Raw genomic sequence first — 16636 nt, forward strand, 5'->3', positions numbered from 1 at the left:
ACCCCCCGTGACGTCCACGGAGGGTCCATGTGGCCTCTGACCAGGTGTTTCTCTGTGCCCCCGGCAGGATTCGAACCTGCGACACCCGCTTTAGGAGAGCGGTGCTCTATCCCCTGAGCTACGAAGGCGGGGACCGCCACTGAAGGCGGTCTCTGACAGGGTAGCGGATCAGGTCGAGGTGGTGGGGCCGCGGCTGATGCCTCGTCCCGGTACGTGACGCTATGAGGTCAGCGTCGTCACGCGGTGGAGTACCTCCTCGCGGCCCAGTGTGCGGGCCACGGCGAAGAGGTCGGGGCTGCGGGTCGAGCCGGTCAGGGCCACGCGGATCAGCTGGGAGGCCTCGCGGATCGAACCGGGGTAGGCGTCCGGGTTCTTCTTGAACTCCTTGGGCGTCGCGGCGAAGCCGTGCTGGGCGGCGAGGGTCCGGATCTGGTCGAACCAGGCCTGGGGATCGTCCAGTTCCGCGTACCGGTCCGCGAAGTCCTGTGCGAAGGCGCGGACCAGGTCCTCGTCGAGGCCGCCGAGCCGCTCGTCCCCGGCGGCGACGGGTGTGAACAGCTGCGGGAAGAAGAAGCCGTAGGCGTCTCGGAAGTCCGCCCACTTACGGAGATCCTTGCGGGGGTTGTCCACGCCCACGCGCTCCACGTCCACGGCCGCGAGGGCGAGGGTCCGCTCGGCGTCCAGGACGGGCACGAGGTCGGGATCGTGGGACAGGGCCCACTCGCGCACGGCGGTGAGGATCTGCTCGCTGGTCAGGGTGGCGATGTGGTCCGCGCTGATGCCCTCCAGCTTCACCAGGTCGACCAGCGGACCCGCCACCCCGCAGTCCTCGAGCCTGATGGGCTCCTGAAGCGCCTGGGCGAGGGGGAGTTCGGCCAGGCGGCCGTTCGCGAGCCCGCGGAGGTAGTGGAGGACCGGCTCGGCCGGGTAGCCCTCGCCGAGGTAGAAGTCGACGGTGGACTCGGGGTCCTTGCGCTTGGAGAGCTTCCGCTTGCCGCCCTTGATCTGCTTCATCAGCGGCGCGATGTGCGCGTACACGGGCGGTTCGAAGCCGAGCGCCTCGAAGAGCTGAAGGTGCACGGGGACGGAGGAGATCCACTCCTCGCCCCTGATGACGAGGTTGACCCGCATCAGATGGTCGTCCACGACGTGGGCGAAGTGGTACGTGGGCAACCGCACTGCGCTGTCGGAGGACTTGAGGATCACCACGTCGTTGCGGTTGTCCTCGTGCTCCAGGCGCCCGCGGATGGCGTCCGTGAAGGCACGGCGCGCACCCGCCAGGGCGGGCGAGCGGAAACGCACCACGTAGGGCGCGCCCTCGGCGAGCCTGGCCGTGACCTCGCCGGGGTCGGCGTCGCGCCAGATCGCCCAGTCGCCGTAGTACCCGGTCGGCACCTTGGTGTCCTCCTGGCGCTGCCGGATGTCGGCCAGCTCCTGCTGGGTGGCGAAGCAGAGGTAGGCCTGGCCCGTCCGGAGCAGCGCACGGACGTGGCTGAGGTAGATGTCCTGGCGTGCCGACTGGAGGTAGGGGCCGTAGTCGCCGATGGCCGTGGGGCTGTCGGCGGGCAGGGTGAAGTAGTCGAACGCCCGGTTGAACTGCTCGATGGCGCCGTCGACTTGGCGCGACTGGTCGGTGTCCTCGATGCGTACCAGGTACCTGCCGCCGGTGCGGTGCGCGACAGCCTGGTTGATCAGGCCCGCGTAGATCCCGCCGATGTGGACGAAGCCGGTCGGCGACGGCGCCAGCCGCGTGACCTGCGCGCCGGCGGGCAGGTCACGGGCCGGGTAGCGCTGTTCCCAGTGCGCGGGCTCCGGAAGGTCCGCGGGGAACAGTGCGTCGATGGTGCTGGCGTCGAGCATGGAGGGTCTCGGTTTCCGGCGTAGGAGGAGTTTGGAAGGGGAGTTCAGGCTATCAACGGGCTGTTCGGCTTCGGCGGGGCCGAAGTTGGGCGGGAGGTTGCCGCTCAGGCCGGCGGGACCCGTGTGAAGCGGGACGCGGTGTGCAGGTCCGTCTGGATGTGGTCGGCGGTCGCACGCAGGGCGGGGAGGAGGTCGTGGACGCAGTCCTCCAGGGTGCGGCGGGCCGGGTGGGTGGCCACGCTCACCGCGGTGACCGCCCGGCCCGTACGGTCCCGTACCGGCACGGCTATCGACCGCAGGCCCGACTCCAGTTCCTCGTCGACCAGGGCGTAACCCTGCGCGCGGACCTTGGTGAGGGCGGGGGACAGGGGCTCGTCGGTGTCCGCGAGGAGTACGCGGCCCAGGGACGTCGACGCGGCCGGCAGTCGCGCGCCCACCGTGATGTCGACGGTCAGCACCCGGCTCGCGCCCGCCCCGGCCGTGTACTGGATCTCCGCCTCCGTGCCCGGTGCCAGGACCGCCAGTGCCGTCGGCTCGTGCAACCGGTCGGTGAGGGCCCTCAGGTGGGGCTCGGCGAGGCGGGGGAGCGTGCTGCGGGACAGGGGTGGGAAGCCCAGGTCCAGGACGCGGGGCGTGAGGGTGAAGGTGCGGTCGGGGCCCGCGGCCACCAGGCCCAGGTGCTCGTACGTGATCAGCGCCCGCCGGGCCGTGGCGCGGGCCAGGCCGGTCGCCCGGGCCACGTCGGTCAGGGTGAGCGCCGAGCGGCCCTCGCCGAACGCGGTCAGCACGGTCAGGCCCCGGGCCAGGGACTCGACGAACTCCCGGCCCAGCTCGTGCTTGGACGCCGTCGTCCAGGTCGCCAGGCCCGAGGGCGGCGGGCCGGGCTGCGGCCGCGCCGCCTCGCGCAGGTCGGCCTCCATCGCCGCCACCGCCGTACGCAGCCGGGGGAGCAGGGAGGTGCGCAGGCCGGCCGCGGAGTGGCGGCTGGTGTGGCTGACCACGCTCACCGCGCAGACGACACGGCCGGTGTCCGGCTCCCGTACCGGTACGGAGACCGCGACCAGGCCCGGCTCGATCAACTGGTCGTCCAGCGCCCAGCCGTCCCGGCGGGCCTGTTCCACGCGTCGTTCGAAGTCGTCCGGGGCGGACGCGGACCGGGGCGGTACGGCAGGGAAGGAGGCGTCCCCGGGATCCTCGGCCCGCCGGGCCCGCCACCGCTGCCGGTCCGCCTCCGTCCAGCCGGCCGCGAACAGCGGTCCGGGCGCGGTGCGTTCGGCCGGCAGCAGGTCGCCGATCCGGAAGCTCACGGACATCGCACGGCGGCGGGTGGCCTGGTGGATGAAGCGGATGCCGTCCAGGTCGGCGACCGCGAGCGACACCGACTCGTCCAGTTCGTCGGCGAGGGCGTCGGCGCGCGCGTCGAGCAGCGCGGGCAGGCGCAGGGCGGCCAGGTAGGCGTTGCCCAGCTCCATCACGCGGGGGGTGAGGACGATGTCCCGGCCGTCGTGGCGGACGTACCCCATGCGGGCCAGGGTGGCGGTGATCCGGTCGACCGTGGACCGGGCGAGCCCGGTGGCCCGCTCCAGCGCGCTCGGGCTCAGCGTGCCGCCCGCCTCGGTCAGCCGCCGCAGCACGGCGATCCCACGGATCAGCGGCGCGACCGCCTCGGCCGGCACCCCGGCGCGGACCTCGGCGTCCAGTGCGGTGTTCGCGGGCATCAGCTCTCCGATACGGCATCCAGGCACGCCTACGGTAAACCCGCCCCGTCTCCCGCCCTGCTAGCTCCTGGTGATCCGCACCTTGTAGTTCCCGGAGGTGTCCGGGTCCAGTACCTCGACCGTGATCCCCTGCCGCGGGTCCTTGAAGGACTCGCCGGGGGAGAAGGGGGCGTCGGAGAGTTCCGCGTGGACGTTGGGGCTGCGGGTGCAGCCGCCGCTGTTGCGGTGGGCGTCGTAGACCGTGACGGGGCCGCGTCCGGTGTCCACGGTGGCGTCGACCCGGTAGATGAGGATGCCGGGCTTGCACACCGCCTCGTCGTTGCCGCCCGGGGTGCGCAGCTCCAGCGCGTACGTGGTCCGCGCGCTCACCGGCACGAGGACCAGCTTCCCGCCGCCCGCCTTGTACAGCGGCGTCAGCGTGTACGTGACGGTGCCCGGGGCCGCCGCGCAGCCGACCTGGTTGCCGTCCAGCCAGCCCAGCTTCCACTTGTGCCAGCCGAGCAGGTCGTTGTTGGCCCCCCAGTCCTCGCTCATGATGTCCCAGTGCCCGACCGTGCCCCCGCCGTCCTGGGTGTAGAGGTCGGGCAGGCCGAAGGTGTGGCCGTTCTCGTGCGGCAGGACGCGGTAGCCGGTGCGGGCGTAGGAGCCGGAGCCGTCGTCCTGGCGGGAGTAGACGAAGGACGCGTTGGAGATGGGGACGCCGTCGGCGACCGGGGCGTCGCCGTTGCCCGCGAAGGTCACGGACAGCACCGTGTCCAGGGCGGAGGGGCCGGCGTTCGGGGTGACCAGCACGTTCAGCAGGTCGTACGAGCGGAAGTCCACCTCGGGATCGGCGGCGGCCACGATGTCCTGCACCAGCTGCCGGTAGCCGGGGTCGAAGGGCGCGCCGCGCTCTATCCCGTACTCCTTGAAGGACTTCGGCATCCGCAGCCAGGTGGTGATCGGGGTCTCGGGGTGGTAGTCGAGCCGGCCGTACGACGCCGTGCGGAACCAGTCCTGGGTCTGCGGGAAGAACTCGTGGAAGCGGTCGAGCGCGCTGCCCTGCCCGGGTGCGTCGGAGAAGTCGACCATCAGGGTCAGGGCGTGGACCGTGCCGGTGGAGCGGGAGTAACCGGCCGGGGTGGGCAGGCCCTCCGTCATCTGGACGTCCAGGCCGCTGCGGATCAGACAGGGGGAGAGGGCGGTGGAGCGGGCCAGGCCGATGGGCCCGGCGGTGGTGGGCGCCGTCAGATGCCCGGTCCCGGCCGAGGTGCTGACCGTGAGGGTCAGTACGGTCACCGCGGCGAGGGCGGCCACACGGCGCGGGCGTATGCGGCGGCGGGGCGAGTGCGGCTGCATGCAGGGGCCTTCCGCTCCACGGCAGCCGCTGGTCTCCGGCTGCACCCTTGCGCTCACCCTGTGTCGCCGGGGTGGAGGGCGCGCGCTGGAGGAGACCGATCGTGGGAAATCCGCGTGCGCGCGGGTGGGAACCGCGCTCGGTGAGTGTGGGGACCGCGCTCGGCAAGTGTGGTTCAGGTCACAGGAATTCTTTCCGGCGGCGGGAAATAACCGGGGAAGCTCTCCCCGTTTAGACCTGTGTCCGATCGAAGCGGGGACGCCTTCCCCGGATCGCCTCACCGGATCGCCTCACCGACACAGACCACAGTCACCGACCCAGGCGGCTGTCACCGACCAAGACCGCCTCACCGACCAAGACCGCCGCACCGATTCAGGGAGTACACCGTGCAGACCGCAACCCCCACGCGCAAGGCACCCCGGCCCCGCGCCGACGCCCTGCGCAACCGGGAGCGGATCGTCACCGCCGCCCGCGAGATGTTCGTCGAGCACGGCCCGGACGTGCCGCTCGACGAGATCGCCCGCCGGGCCGGCGTCGGCAACGCCACGCTGTACCGCAACTTCCCGGATCGTGATGCCCTCGTCCGCGAGGTCGTCTGCTCCGTCATGGACCGTACGGCCGAAGCGGCCGAGCAGGCCCTCGCGGAGACCGGGGACGCCTTCGCCGCCCTGGAGCACTTCGTGCACACCGCCGCCGACGAGCGGATCAGCGCGCTGTGCCCGATGGTCTCCAGCACCTTCGACAAGGAGCACCCCGACCTGGTGGAGTCCCAGGGACGGGTCGAGCAGCTCGTCGAGGAGGTCATGGGCCGGGCCAAGGAGGCGGGCCAGCTCCGCCCCGACGTGGGCGTCGGCGACCTGCTGGTCGTCGTGGCCCAGCTCAGCCGGCCGCCGGCCGGCACCGACTGCCTGAGCAGCGACCGCTTCGTCCACCGCCATCTGCAGCTGTTCCTGGACGGGTTGCGGGCTCCGGCCCGCTCGACCCTGCCCGGCACGGCCGTGACCATCAAGGAGCTGCGCCGGTCCTGACCGATTAGTTCGGACCGCGACACCGGTCTCCTGTACGAGCAAGCCCAGGCCGTCACCGACGACGAGCCGTCCCTCCAGCACGCCCGACAGTCTTCCGTTTTCTGATCATTTTTCCGTCACGAAGTCCCGAAGTGGGTATCCCCATGTCCGAAACAGCCCTCAAGGCTCCCGGCGCCGCCGCACCGAGCGGCGACGCCAACCGCTGGAAGGCGCTCGTCTTCATCGCGCTCGCCCAGCTGATGGTCGTCCTCGACGCCACCATCGTGAACATCGCCCTGCCCTCCGCCCAGACCGACCTCGGCATATCCGACGGCAACCGGCAGTGGGTCGTCACCGCCTACGCCCTCGCCTTCGGTGGGCTGCTGCTCTTCGGCGGCCGCATCGCCGACCTGTGGGGCCGCAAGCGCGCCTTCGTCCTGGGCCTGAGCGGCTTCGCGGCCGCCTCCGTGCTCGGCGGTATCGCCACCACCGGCGCGATGATGTTCGGCGCCCGCGCCCTCCAGGGTGTCTTCGGCGCCCTGCTCGCCCCGGCCGCGCTGTCCCTGCTCGCCGTGATGTTCACGGACGCCAAGGAGCGCGCCAAGGCGTTCGGCATCTACGGCGCGATCGCCGGTGGCGGCGGTGCCGTCGGCCTGATCCTCGGCGGCTTCCTCACCGAGTACCTGAACTGGCGCTGGACCTTCTTCGTGAACGTCCCGTTCGCCATCGTCGCCGCGGCCGGCGCCTACTTCGTCATCCGTGAGCCCGAGGGCGGCCGCAACCGCTCCCCGCTCGACATCCCCGGCGTGATCCTGTCCACCCTCGGTCTGGTCGCGCTCGTCTACGGCTTCACGCGCGCCGAGTCCGACGGCTGGGGCGACGCCGTGACCGTCTCGATGTTCGTCGCGTCCGCGGTGCTGCTCCTCGCGTTCGTGCTGGTCGAGTCCAAGGTCAAGGCCCCGCTGCTGCCGCTGCGCGTGGTCACCGACCGCAACCGCGGCGGGATCTACCTCTCGCTCGGCCTCGCGATCATCGGCATGTTCGGCCTGTTCCTCTTCCTGACCTACTACCTGCAGATCGTGAAGGGCTACTCGCCGGTCAAGACCGGCTTCGCCTTCCTGCCGATGATCGTGGGCATGATCACGGGCTCCACCCAGATCGGCACCCGGCTGATGACCCGGGTCCCGGCCCGGCTGCTGATGGGCCCCGGCTTCCTGGTCGCCGGACTCGGCATGCTGCTGCTGACCCAGCTGGAGGTCGGCTCCTCGTACACCACCCTGCTGCTGCCCGCGATGCTGCTGCTCGGCCTCGGTATGGGTACGGCGTTCATGCCGGCCATGTCCCTGGCCACCATGGGCGTCGAGCCCCGGGACGCCGGTGTCGCCTCCGCGATGGTCAACACCTCGCAGCAGGTGGGCGGCGCGATCGGCACCGCCCTGCTGAACACGATCGCCGCCTCCGCGCAGACGTCGTTCATCAAGGACCACATCGGCGGTGCGGCCTCCAAGCCGCAGCAGCAGCTGGTCCAGCTGCAGGGCATGGTGCACGGCTACAGCGCGGCGATCTGGTTCGCCGTCGGCATCCTGGGCCTCGCCGCGCTGATCGCCTTCACCTTCGTCAACGCCGGCCGGCCGGGCTCCACCACGGTGGCCTCCGGCGAGGGAGTCGAGGACGAGGTGCCGGTGCCGGTGGTCGCCCACTGACCCCCGGGACCGTGACTTAGCGGAGCCAGGGCAGGTCCGCACCCGCTTCGTTGGGCTGAAGGCCCTCGGCGACGATCTCCATGATCTCGCCGAGGGTCTTCTGCTGTTCCGGGGTCAGCCGCTCGAACAGCGCCTGCCGTACGGCGGCCACATGGCCCGGAGCGGTCCGGCGCAGCACCTCGGCGCCCTCGTCGGTGAGCACCGCGAACTGGCCGCGCTTGTCGGAGGGGCAGTCCTCGCGGCGGACCCAGCCGTTCTTCTCCAGGCGCGCGATGGCGTGCGACAGCCGGGAGCGGGTGATCTTCGCCTTCATGGCCAGCTCGGTCATCCGCAGCCGACGGCGCGGTGCTTCGGCGAGGCCGACGAGAAGGCCGTAGTAGATGTGCGGCATGCCCGCGTCGCGCTGCAGCTGCCGGTCGAGATGGTCCTCCAGCAGGTAAGTGGCATGCAGGTAGGCGCGCCAGACGCGCTGCTCCTCGTCGGTGAGCCAGCGGTGCCGGCCGGCGGGGTCCGTTGCCGTGTTCATGTATCCCACTGTACGGGGCATCTCCTTGAAACTTGAACAAGTCGGGCGTACTCTGTTATCCAGAGCTTGAGAGTTAAAGCATCAGGTCGGAACATCTGAGTGAAGCGCATCCTGGTGATGCGCACCGAAGCATTGGGAGCCGCCGTCATGTCCGCCGCCACCCAGGAGCGCATGCCCGCCCTGTACCTCAGCCACGGCGCCCCGCCGCTCGCCGACGACCCGGTCTGGCCCGGCCAGCTCGCCGCCTGGTCCGCGGACCTGCCCCGCCCCAAGGCGATCCTCATGGTCTCCGCCCACTGGGAGGAGGCCCCGCTCGCCCTCGGCGCCACCCGGACCATCCCGCTCGTCTACGACTTCTGGGGCTTCCCCGAGCACTACTACCAGGTCCAGTACGCCGCCCCCGGCGCACCCGAACTCGCCGAGTCCGTCCGCAAGCTGCTGCACGCCCCCGGGACCCCCGTCCAGGACATCCCCGACCGCGGCCTCGACCACGGCGCCTACGTCCCCCTGGTCGAGATGTTCCCGGCGGCCGACATCCCGGTCCTCCAGATCTCCATGCCGACCCTCGACCCGGTCCGCCTGATGGACATCGGCCGCAAGCTCGCCCCGCTGCGCGACGAGGGCGTGCTGATCGTCGGCTCCGGCTTCTTCACCCACAACCTGGCCGCCCTGCGCCACGCGGGCAGCGGCGTGCCCAGCTGGTCCTCCGAGTTCGACGACTGGGGCCGGCACGCCCTGGAGGCCCGTGACTGGGACGGCCTGCTGGACTTCCTCCACAAGGCCCCGGCCGGCCGCTACGCCCACCCGCGCACCGAGCACTTCGCCCCGCTCTTCGTCACCATGGGCGCGGCGGAGGCGGGCGGCGAGCTGGACGCGCAGAAGTCCGTGATCGACGGGTTCTGGATGGGGATGGCGAAGCGGTCGGTGCAGTTCGGCTGAGCCGACTGGTCTCTACGGGTCCTGCAGGTCCTACAGGTCCTTCTCGTACCAGGCCACGTCCCAGTAGCGGCCGAACTTGCGCCCGACCTCCCGGTAGGTGCCGACGTACCGGAAGCCGAAGCGTGTGTGCAGCCGCTCGGAGGCCTCGTTGGGCTGGGCGATGCCGGCGTAGGCGCGGTGGACGTCCTCGTCGGCCAGGGCCTTGAAGAGAGCGTCGTAGAGCAGGGTGCCGATCCCGCGGCGGCCCGCGTCCGGAGCGACGTACACCGAAGTCTCCACGGATGTCGCGTACGCGGGCTTCACCCGGTAAGGGCTGGATGTGGCGTACCCCAGAATTCGCTGAGAGCGTCCGTCCGTGGCAACCATCAGGCGGTACGGGCCGTCTTCCGGGTGGGAGAGCAGCCAAGGGCGGCGCTCTTCCGGCGTGAAGATCGCAGTGTCGAACGTGATGGGCGTCTCACGTACGTAGTGGTTGTAGATGTCCGTGAGGGCTTCGAGGTCGCTCTCGAATCCCGGCCTGACCTGCACTTCTGTACGTGCCGACGGCATCTGGCCTCCCCTGTGGTCGGACAGGGTACTGCATGATCAGAAAAATTGAGGGGAGGGTTGGGAATTCTGTCCGGATTCCAGTCGTTGTTTCCTTCGGATGCCGGGCACTCGGGGAGAGTCCCAGGAGTTCCAGGAGTGCTGAGCATCCCTTAAAGGACACCCGCCCGCCCACCATCGCAAGGGAGCACGCATGGCAACCCGTGCCGTCGCCCGTCGTCAGTCCGCCACCGGCGAGACGGCCGACTCGGCAAGCAGTGTTCGCGCTCGCGCCCATGGCGGCGAGATCGCCGATCGCGACCTGGTCGGCATGTACCTCGACGAGATCGCGCGTACACCGCTGCTCGACGCCGCCAAGGAAGTCGAGCTGTCCCAGACCATCGAGGCGGGTGTGTTCGCGCGGCAGGTCCTCGACGGCGAGGAGGAGTCCGGGACGGACGCCTCCCGCGAGGAGTTGGAGGCCCTGATCGCCGCGGGCGAGCGGGCCAAGGACGTCTTCATCCGTTCCAACCTCCGCCTGGTCGTGGCAGTGGCCCGGCGCTACCCCCGCGCGGGCCTGCCCCTGCTCGACCTGATCCAGGAGGGCAACGCCGGTCTGGTGCGCGCGGTCGAGAAGTTCGACTACCGCAAGGGCTTCAAGTTCTCGACGTACGCCACCTGGTGGATCCGTCAGGCCATCACCCGGTCCATCGCCGACCAGTCCCGCACGATCCGGCTCCCCGTCCACCTGGTGGAGGAGCTGGGCCGTATCCGCCGCGTGCAGCGCGAGTTCAACCGCGAGCACGGGCGCGAGCCGGAGCCCGCGGAGATCGCCGCCGAGCTGGGCTCGACGCCGGAGCGCGTGACCGACGTGCTCGACTGGTCCCGTGACCCGGTCTCCCTCAACATGGCGGTGGACGACGAGGGCGAGACCCAGTTCGGCGACCTCCTGGAGGACACCTCGGCGGTGTCGCCGGAGCAGTCGGTGCTGACGCTGCTGCGCAGCGAGGAGCTGGACGACCTGATCGGCCGTCTGGACCAGCGCACGGCCTCCATCATCAAGATGCGGTACGGCATCGATGACGGCCGCGAGCGCACCCTGACCGAGGTCGGCAAGGAGCACGGTCTGACCCGCGAGCGCATCCGCCAGATCGAGAAGCACGCGCTGCTCGAACTGAAGAAGCTGGCCCGGAGCACCGGCTTCGACGCGGCAGCCTGACGGACCGGCCCTACGGTTTATGACGGACCCTGACTCAACCGGGCGTACGACCGCGTGCGCCCGGTGGCGAAAGACGGCGCAAACATGGCGTGGTCCCATCGCTTCAACCCCGGGGCCCGAGGGAACAACCCTTCAGGGCCCAGGAGTTGGACCCCGAGGGCCCGCACTCCCGCTTTTCGCAGACACCCCACACCTGCCATGACGAGCACGTCGTAGCAACCTGATCCGACGCGAGCTGTGAGCCACGTCCCCGCGCCACCCCCCCGGCGCCGGGACCTTCCCAGAGCCGGGCTTCGGCGCCTACCCCCCCCAGGCGCCGGGGCCCGGCTTTTTGTTGGGCGAGAGCCGCGGCGCGTATGGCCGATGGTGCGGAGCACCGGGCGTGCCGAAGGCCGGCGGTGCGGACATGCTGGAGCGGCGGGCCACCCCGTACCTGAACCCCGGGGTGGCCCGCCGGATGGCAGATTCTGCCACATCGGCATAGCCTGCCGAGGTGAGCACCCCCAGCACCACCGGCAACACCGCCCACCAGCCTGTTTCCGCCACGGCCCCCGCCTCCGCCTCCGCCCCGGCGTCCCTCACCGAGCGCCGCAAGGCGGAGACCCGGATGGAGATCGCCCGCGCGGCAGCCGCCCTGTTCGTCCGCCAGGGCCTGCGCGCCACCCGCGCGGAGGACATCGCCCAGGCGGCGGGCATCGCGCCGCGCACGTTCTACCGCTACTTCGCCTCGAAGGAAGAGGCGGTGGCCCCGCTCTACGCAGCGGGTGCCCAGCGCTGGACGCAGGCGGTCCGCGAGGCCCCGCCCGCGCTCACCGTCCCGGAGGCCCTGCGCCACGCGGTCCACCACACCCTCACCCCGGGCGTCGGCGTCTCGGCCTCGTCCTGGGAGTGGGTCCGCACCCTGATCCGCCTGGCCGACGCGAGCCCCGCCCTGCGCAAGGTCTGGGCGGAGGTCTGCCAGGCGTCGGAGAGCACGCTCGCGGACATCCTGGCGGAGCGGTTGGCGTCCGCCGGCAAACCCCAGGACAACGTTGCCCACCCGGCATCGGCCCCTCAACACCTCCGCTTCGCAGCGGCAGTTGCCGGCGCGGCTATCCGGGTGGCCGTCGAATCCTGGTCCACGACGACGTCCCCACCGGCGGGCCCTGACGGGCCGGCAGCCCTGGCCCTGCAGAACCTGGAGGCGTTGGCGGGCTTCGACTGGGGCGAGGAGTCCTGAAACCCGCTAGGCCTCCCCAACTCCCCCCGCCCGACTCAACCGCCCACCCAACTCCCTTACGCACTCCACCAGTTCATCCGGCCCCCGAACCGTGAACTCACACCCCACCATCGCCAACCGCACCGCCAGCCACTCCACCGGATCCCCGCTGCTCCCCCGCACCACGCACCCACCCTCCCCGTCCGCCACCGGCACCCCGACCCACCCTGGCACCTTCGCCGCCACCACCTCCACCGACCCGGCGAACCGCACCTCGAACTCGTACGTCTCCCGCGCCTCCGGCCCCCGCCGGATCGACCGGCGCAGATACTCCGCCGCACTGCCCTCCGGCAACTCCCGCGGAGCGAACCGCACACCGGTGGCGAACGGCTCCCGTACCCGGTCCACCCGGAACGTCCGCCAGTCCTCGCGCCCGAGGTCGTACGCGACGAGGTACCAGCGCCGCCCCGTGGACACCAGCCGATGCGGCTCGGTCAGCCGCCGCGACTCGCTGCCGTCCTTGTCCCGGTAGGCGAACCGCAACCGCTCCCGCCCCGCCACCGTCGACGCCATCACGGTCAGCGTCTCCGGCGCGATACTGGCCCCGTCCCCGCTGGTCAGCGCCGTCGTCGCGGCCTGAAGCGTCGAGACCCGGTGCCGTAGCCGCGACGGCAGCACCTGCTCCAGCTTCGCCAGCGCCCGCACCGACGCCTCCTCCACCCCCTCCACCGCATGCCCGGCCCCGGCCCGCAGCCCGACCGCGATCGCCACCGCCTCCTCGTCGTCGAGCACCAGCGGCGGCATGGCCTTGCCCGCGACCAGCCGGTAGCCGCCGTCGGCACCCTTGCTGGCCTGCACGGGATACCCCAGCTCCCGCAGCCGGTCGATGTCCCGCCGCACGGTACGGCGGGACACCCCGAGCCGGTCGGCCAGCTCACCGCCGGGCCACTCGCGCGGGGTCTGCAGGAGGGAGAGCAGCTGAAGGAGCCGAGCCGGAGTGTCCGTCGTCATGCTGTCGAGGATGCCGTAGAAATAGGACGCGATCTGACCTAATGGGGTCCTAGCTTGGGCGCATGACCTCCACGGAACAGCCCCTCAGTACGCAGCAGTCCCCAGGCGACCGCCGCCGATGGTTCGCCCTGGCGATCGTGATGACCGCGGCCTTCATGGACCTCGTCGACGTCACGATCGTCAACATCGCGATCCCCTCGATCAAGCAGAACGAGGGCGCCTCCTTCAGCCAGATCCAGTGGATAACCGCGGGTTACGCCCTGGCCTTCGCCGCCGGTCTGATCACCGGCGGCCGCCTCGGCGACATCCACGGCCGCCGCCGGCTGTTCCTGATCGGCATCGGCGGCTTCACCCTGGCCTCCGCCCTGTGCGGCTTCGCCGCGAACCCGGAGATGCTGGTCGCCTCCCGGATCCTGCAGGGCGGCATGGCGGCGATGATGGTTCCGCAGGTCCTGTCGATCGTGCACGCCACCTTCCCCGCCCACGAGCGCGGCAAGGTGTTCGGTCTCTTCGGCGCGATCGTCGGTCTGGGCGCGGTCTCCGGCCCGCTGCTCGGCGCCCTGCTGACGGAGTGGAACCTGTTCGGTCTGGAGTGGCGCCCGATCTTCCTGATCAACCTCCCCGTCGGCGTCGCCGCCTTCCTCCTCGGCCGCCGCTACATCACCGAGTCCCGCGCCCCGAAGGCCCTGAAGCTGGACCTCGTCGGCGTCGCCCTGGTGACGCTCGGCCTGCTGATGCTGCTCTACCCGCTCACCCGCGGCCGCGAGCTGGGCTGGCCGCTGTGGGGGTACGTCTCGATGGCCGGCGCGCTCGGCGTCTTCGCGGCGCTGGTGGCGTACGAGCGGCGCAAGGCGGCCCGGGACGGCTCCCCGCTCATCGAGCTGTCGCTGTTCCGCGTGAAGAGCTTCGCCGCCGGCATCGCCGTACAGACCGTCTTCGGTGTCGCGCTCGGTATCTTCTTCCTGGTCTGGACGCTGTACATGCAGGTGGGCCTGGGCTGGCGCCCGCTGCGGGCGGGCCTGACCGGTGTGCCGTTCTCCCTCGCGGTCTCGACGGCGGCCGGGATGTCCGTGCAGAAGCTGGTCCCGCGCTTCGGCCGCAAGGTGCTCCAGGCGGGCGCGCTGCTGATGGCCGCGGGTGTCCTCCTCTACATCTGGGAGGCGCACCGGTACGGCCTCGCCATCGCCTCCTGGCAGATGGCGCTCCCGCTGGTCGTGATGGGCGCCGGCATGGGCCTGATCGTCGCCCCGCTGACGGACGCGGTGCTCTCGGAGGTCCCGCAGGAGCACGCGGGGTCCGCGTCCGGCCTGATCAACACCGTGCAGCAGATGGGCAACGCGCTCGGCCTCGGACTGGTCTCGGTCGTGTTCTTCGGCGTGATCGGCGACCGGCTGACCCGCGCCCAGGTGGGCCCGGCCTTCGTACACGGCTTCCAGCACGCGCTGTGGTGGGTGGCCGGCGTGATGGGCGTGATCTTCCTGCTGATGTCCGCCCTGCCGAAGCGTCCGGCGCAGCACGTGGAGGGCGCGGCCGACGCTCCGGCGGTGGAGCGGGAGCCCGAGCTGGTGGCCTGACCAGGCACGACGAGGGGCCCGGTACCGACCAGGTACCGGGCCCTTCTGTGTCCGGGCAGCTGTCCTGGTAGCTGCCGGGCAGACGCCCGGACACAGCCGGAAGTCCGTTCATGCCCGATTCTGGCCCGAACCTGTTTACTTCCCGGAAATCCGCGCGTACTCTCGCGGTGAAACCACACGTTCGGGCATGAGTCGGAGGCGAACGGACATGTACGCACCGGAGCGGCAGCAGGAGATCCTCCGGATCGCCCGTGACGGCGGCCGGGTGGACGTGCTGTCGCTGGCCGAGGAGTTCCAGGTCACCGCGGAGACGATCCGCCGGGATCTGAAGGCCCTCGACCGGGCCGGCCTGGTCCGCCGGGTGCACGGCGGTGCCATCCCGGTCGGCCGCCTCGACTTCGAGCCGGACCTCAACGAACGCGAGTCCACCGCCGCCGACGAGAAGGACCGCATCGCCAAGGCGGCCCTCGCCGAGCTGCCCGCCGAGGGCACGATGGTCCTCGACGCCGGTACGACGGTGGCGCGGATGGCCGCAGCCATCCCGCTGGAGGCCTCCCTCACCGTCGTCACGCACAGCCTGCCGATCGCCGCCCGCCTCGCCGACCATCCGGGCATCCAGCTCCACCTGGTCGGCGGGCGCGTACGGCACCGCACACGCGCCGCCGTGGACGCCTGGGCGCTGCGTGCGTACGGCGAGATCCGCGCCGACGTCCTGTTCGTCGCAGCCAACGGCTTCTCCGCCGAGCACGGTCTGACCACCCCCGACCTCGCCGAGGCCGCGGTCAAGCGCGCTGCCATCGCCGCCGCCCGCCGCGTCGTCCTCCTCGCCGACTCTTCCAAGCACGGCCAGGAGCACTTCGCCCGCTTCGGCGACCTGAGCGATGTGGACCTGCTGATCACCGACAGCGGGCTGAGCCCCGAAGACGCCGCCGTCATCGAGCGCGGCGGCACGGAAGTAGTGCGCGCATGATCCTCACCGTCACCCCCAACCCGTCCCTCGACCGCACCTACGAGGTCCCCTCCCTGGAGCGCGGCGAGGTCATCCGCGCCACCGGCGAGCGCATGGACCCCGGCGGCAAGGGTGTGAACGTCTCGCGCGCCGTCGCGGCCGCCGGGCGGCGCACGGTCGCCGTTCTGCCCCTGGGTGGTGCGCCGGGGGCGCTCGTCGCCGATCTGCTCCACGCGCAGGGCATCGAGGTCGCGCCGGTCCCGGTCACCGGAGCCACCCGCTCGAACATCGCGCTCGCGGAGGCGGATGGGGTGCTCACGAAGATCAACGCGCCGGGCCCCGAGCTGTCCCCGGCCGAACAGGAACTGCTCCTGGACACCGTCCGCGCGCAGTCCCGCGACGCGGACTGGATCGCGTGCTGCGGGAGCCTGCCCCGGGGGCTCGCGCCCTCCTGGTACGCCGACGTGGTCACGCGGGCGCACGCCGGGGGTGCGCGCATCGCCCTGGACACCTCGGGGCGTGCGCTCCTGGAGGCGCTGCGCGCGCGGCCCGACGTGGTGAAGCCGAACGCCGAGGAACTGGCGGAAGCCGTCGGGCGGCCCCTGGTCACGGTGGGCGACGCGGTGAAGGCGGCCGAGGAGTTGCGCGAGATGGGCGCACGCGCCGTGCTCGCGAGCCTGGGCGCCGACGGGCAGTTGCTCGTGGACGACGCGGGCGCCTGGTTCGGCAGCGCGCGCGTGGACGCCGTACGCAGCAACGTGGGCGCCGGCGACTCCTCCCTCGCCGGTTTCCTGATCGCCGGCGGCAGCGGCCCGGAGGCCCTCGCCTCCGCCGTCGCCCACGGCGCCGCCGCCGTCCAGCTCCCCGGCAGCGTGATGCCGACCCCCGCGGACCTCGACCCGGCCGCGGTGACGGTCACGGCCGACATCCCGATCGACCGCGAACTGACGGAGCCGGTGTCATGAACGTCCGCACTGCTCGTACGACCACCCCGGCCATGCGGACCATGCCGCCGGGCACTGCCCGTACGACCACGCCGGCCCTGCCGTCGGCGCCGCTCCACCCACCGGT

The 16636-nt window shown here is 71.5% G+C and carries 14 protein-coding genes and 1 tRNA gene; 8 read left to right on the forward strand and 7 right to left on the reverse strand.

Annotated elements, in window-relative coordinates; translation table 11 throughout:
• Window positions 1-55 precede the first annotated feature (55 nt).
• From BEK98_RS16740 to BEK98_RS16755, 4 genes are all read right to left on the reverse strand, one after another.
• Window positions 56-128: transfer RNA gene (locus BEK98_RS16740), tRNA-Arg, on the reverse strand.
• 91 nt (window positions 129-219) lie between these two features.
• Complete coding sequence (locus BEK98_RS16745) at window positions 220-1860, reverse strand: glutamate--tRNA ligase (RefSeq protein ID WP_094217312.1); 1641 nt, start codon at window positions 1858-1860, stop codon at window positions 220-222.
• Between the two features lie 104 nt (window positions 1861-1964).
• The gene (locus BEK98_RS16750) at window positions 1965-3578 is read right to left on the reverse strand and encodes an IclR family transcriptional regulator domain-containing protein (protein WP_094217313.1); all 1614 of its coding nucleotides are present in this window, start codon (window positions 3576-3578) and stop codon (window positions 1965-1967) included.
• 60 nt (window positions 3579-3638) lie between these two features.
• Window positions 3639-4916 carry a M6 family metalloprotease domain-containing protein gene (locus BEK98_RS16755; RefSeq protein ID WP_094217314.1) on the reverse strand — a complete coding sequence of 426 codons (1278 nt, stop codon included), beginning with the start codon at window positions 4914-4916 and terminating at the stop codon, window positions 3639-3641.
• A gap of 384 nt (window positions 4917-5300) precedes the next feature.
• Here BEK98_RS16755 and BEK98_RS16760 point away from each other — a divergent pair, with 384 nt between their 5' ends.
• Together BEK98_RS16760 and BEK98_RS16765 are read left to right on the forward strand one after the other, a co-directional pair.
• Complete coding sequence (locus tag BEK98_RS16760) at window positions 5301-5942, forward strand: TetR/AcrR family transcriptional regulator (RefSeq protein WP_094217315.1); 642 nt, start codon at window positions 5301-5303, stop codon at window positions 5940-5942.
• Between the two features lie 143 nt (window positions 5943-6085).
• Window positions 6086-7624, forward strand: a complete 1539-nt coding sequence (locus tag BEK98_RS16765) for an MFS transporter (RefSeq protein ID WP_094217316.1) — start codon at window positions 6086-6088, stop codon at window positions 7622-7624.
• 16 nt (window positions 7625-7640) lie between these two features.
• On the opposite strand, the gene BEK98_RS16770 is transcribed toward BEK98_RS16765, so the two are convergent.
• Entirely contained in the window at window positions 7641-8150 is a 510-nt protein-coding gene (locus BEK98_RS16770) for a MarR family winged helix-turn-helix transcriptional regulator (protein ID WP_094217317.1), read from the reverse strand.
• A 147-nt stretch (window positions 8151-8297) separates the two neighbouring features.
• Between BEK98_RS16770 and BEK98_RS16775 the strand changes: the two genes are divergently transcribed.
• A complete protein-coding gene (locus tag BEK98_RS16775) occupies window positions 8298-9089 on the forward strand; it encodes a dioxygenase family protein (protein ID WP_094217432.1) in 792 nt (263 codons plus the stop codon).
• Between the two features lie 30 nt (window positions 9090-9119).
• Here BEK98_RS16775 and BEK98_RS16780 read toward each other — a convergent pair whose 3' ends face one another.
• A complete protein-coding gene (locus tag BEK98_RS16780; protein WP_094217318.1) occupies window positions 9120-9638 on the reverse strand; it encodes a GNAT family N-acetyltransferase in 519 nt (172 codons plus the stop codon).
• 190 nt (window positions 9639-9828) lie between these two features.
• Here BEK98_RS16780 and BEK98_RS16785 point away from each other — a divergent pair, with 190 nt between their 5' ends.
• Both BEK98_RS16785 and BEK98_RS16790 read left to right on the forward strand, forming a co-directional pair.
• Window positions 9829-10833, forward strand: a complete 1005-nt coding sequence (locus tag BEK98_RS16785) for a sigma-70 family RNA polymerase sigma factor (protein ID WP_094217319.1) — start codon at window positions 9829-9831, stop codon at window positions 10831-10833.
• Window positions 10834-11440: 607 nt separating this feature from the next.
• A complete protein-coding gene (locus BEK98_RS16790) occupies window positions 11441-12052 on the forward strand; it encodes a TetR/AcrR family transcriptional regulator (protein WP_094217433.1) in 612 nt (203 codons plus the stop codon).
• Between the two features lie 6 nt (window positions 12053-12058).
• Here BEK98_RS16790 and BEK98_RS16795 read toward each other — a convergent pair whose 3' ends face one another.
• Window positions 12059-13042: a helix-turn-helix transcriptional regulator gene (locus BEK98_RS16795; protein WP_094217320.1), complete on the reverse strand. Its 984-nt coding sequence runs from the start codon at window positions 13040-13042 to the stop codon at window positions 12059-12061.
• Between the two features lie 62 nt (window positions 13043-13104).
• Between BEK98_RS16795 and BEK98_RS16800 the strand changes: the two genes are divergently transcribed.
• The 3 genes from BEK98_RS16800 to pfkB all read left to right on the forward strand — a co-directional run bounded on the left by BEK98_RS16800 (window position 13105) and on the right by pfkB (window position 16530).
• Window positions 13105-14616: an MFS transporter gene (locus tag BEK98_RS16800; protein ID WP_094217321.1), complete on the forward strand. Its 1512-nt coding sequence runs from the start codon at window positions 13105-13107 to the stop codon at window positions 14614-14616.
• A gap of 208 nt (window positions 14617-14824) precedes the next feature.
• Complete coding sequence (locus tag BEK98_RS16805) at window positions 14825-15586, forward strand: DeoR/GlpR family DNA-binding transcription regulator (RefSeq protein WP_094217322.1); 762 nt, start codon at window positions 14825-14827, stop codon at window positions 15584-15586.
• A complete protein-coding gene (gene pfkB, locus BEK98_RS16810) occupies window positions 15583-16530 on the forward strand; it encodes a 1-phosphofructokinase (RefSeq protein WP_094217323.1) in 948 nt (315 codons plus the stop codon). The genes BEK98_RS16805 and pfkB overlap by 4 nt, the downstream gene beginning before the upstream one ends.
• The last annotated feature ends 106 nt before the right edge of the window (window positions 16531-16636 follow it).

Source organism: Streptomyces diastatochromogenes (genome assembly GCF_002242805.1).
Classification (GTDB): Bacteria; Actinomycetota; Actinomycetes; order Streptomycetales; family Streptomycetaceae; genus Streptomyces; species Streptomyces diastatochromogenes.

Excerpts from the sequence above, each read along its gene's own strand:
- BEK98_RS16785 (WP_094217319.1), top strand. The coding sequence starts at position 9,829 with ATGGCAACCCGTGCCGTCGCCCGTCGTCAGTCCGCCACCGGCGAGACG.
- BEK98_RS16770 (WP_094217317.1), bottom strand. The coding sequence starts at position 8,150 with ATGAACACGGCAACGGACCCCGCCGGCCGGCACCGCTGGCTCACCGAC.
- BEK98_RS16765 (WP_094217316.1), top strand. The coding sequence starts at position 6,086 with ATGTCCGAAACAGCCCTCAAGGCTCCCGGCGCCGCCGCACCGAGCGGC.
- BEK98_RS16745 (WP_094217312.1), bottom strand. The coding sequence starts at position 1,860 with ATGCTCGACGCCAGCACCATCGACGCACTGTTCCCCGCGGACCTTCCG.
- BEK98_RS16795 (WP_094217320.1), bottom strand. The coding sequence starts at position 13,042 with ATGACGACGGACACTCCGGCTCGGCTCCTTCAGCTGCTCTCCCTCCTG.
- BEK98_RS16775 (WP_094217432.1), top strand. The coding sequence starts at position 8,298 with ATGTCCGCCGCCACCCAGGAGCGCATGCCCGCCCTGTACCTCAGCCAC.
- BEK98_RS16780 (WP_094217318.1), bottom strand. The coding sequence starts at position 9,638 with ATGCCGTCGGCACGTACAGAAGTGCAGGTCAGGCCGGGATTCGAGAGC.
- BEK98_RS16805 (WP_094217322.1), top strand. The coding sequence starts at position 14,825 with ATGTACGCACCGGAGCGGCAGCAGGAGATCCTCCGGATCGCCCGTGAC.
- BEK98_RS16800 (WP_094217321.1), top strand. The coding sequence starts at position 13,105 with ATGACCTCCACGGAACAGCCCCTCAGTACGCAGCAGTCCCCAGGCGAC.
- BEK98_RS16790 (WP_094217433.1), top strand. The coding sequence starts at position 11,441 with ATGGAGATCGCCCGCGCGGCAGCCGCCCTGTTCGTCCGCCAGGGCCTG.
- BEK98_RS16750 (WP_094217313.1), bottom strand. The coding sequence starts at position 3,578 with ATGCCCGCGAACACCGCACTGGACGCCGAGGTCCGCGCCGGGGTGCCG.
- BEK98_RS16755 (WP_094217314.1), bottom strand. The coding sequence starts at position 4,916 with ATGCAGCCGCACTCGCCCCGCCGCCGCATACGCCCGCGCCGTGTGGCC.
- pfkB (WP_094217323.1), top strand. The coding sequence starts at position 15,583 with ATGATCCTCACCGTCACCCCCAACCCGTCCCTCGACCGCACCTACGAG.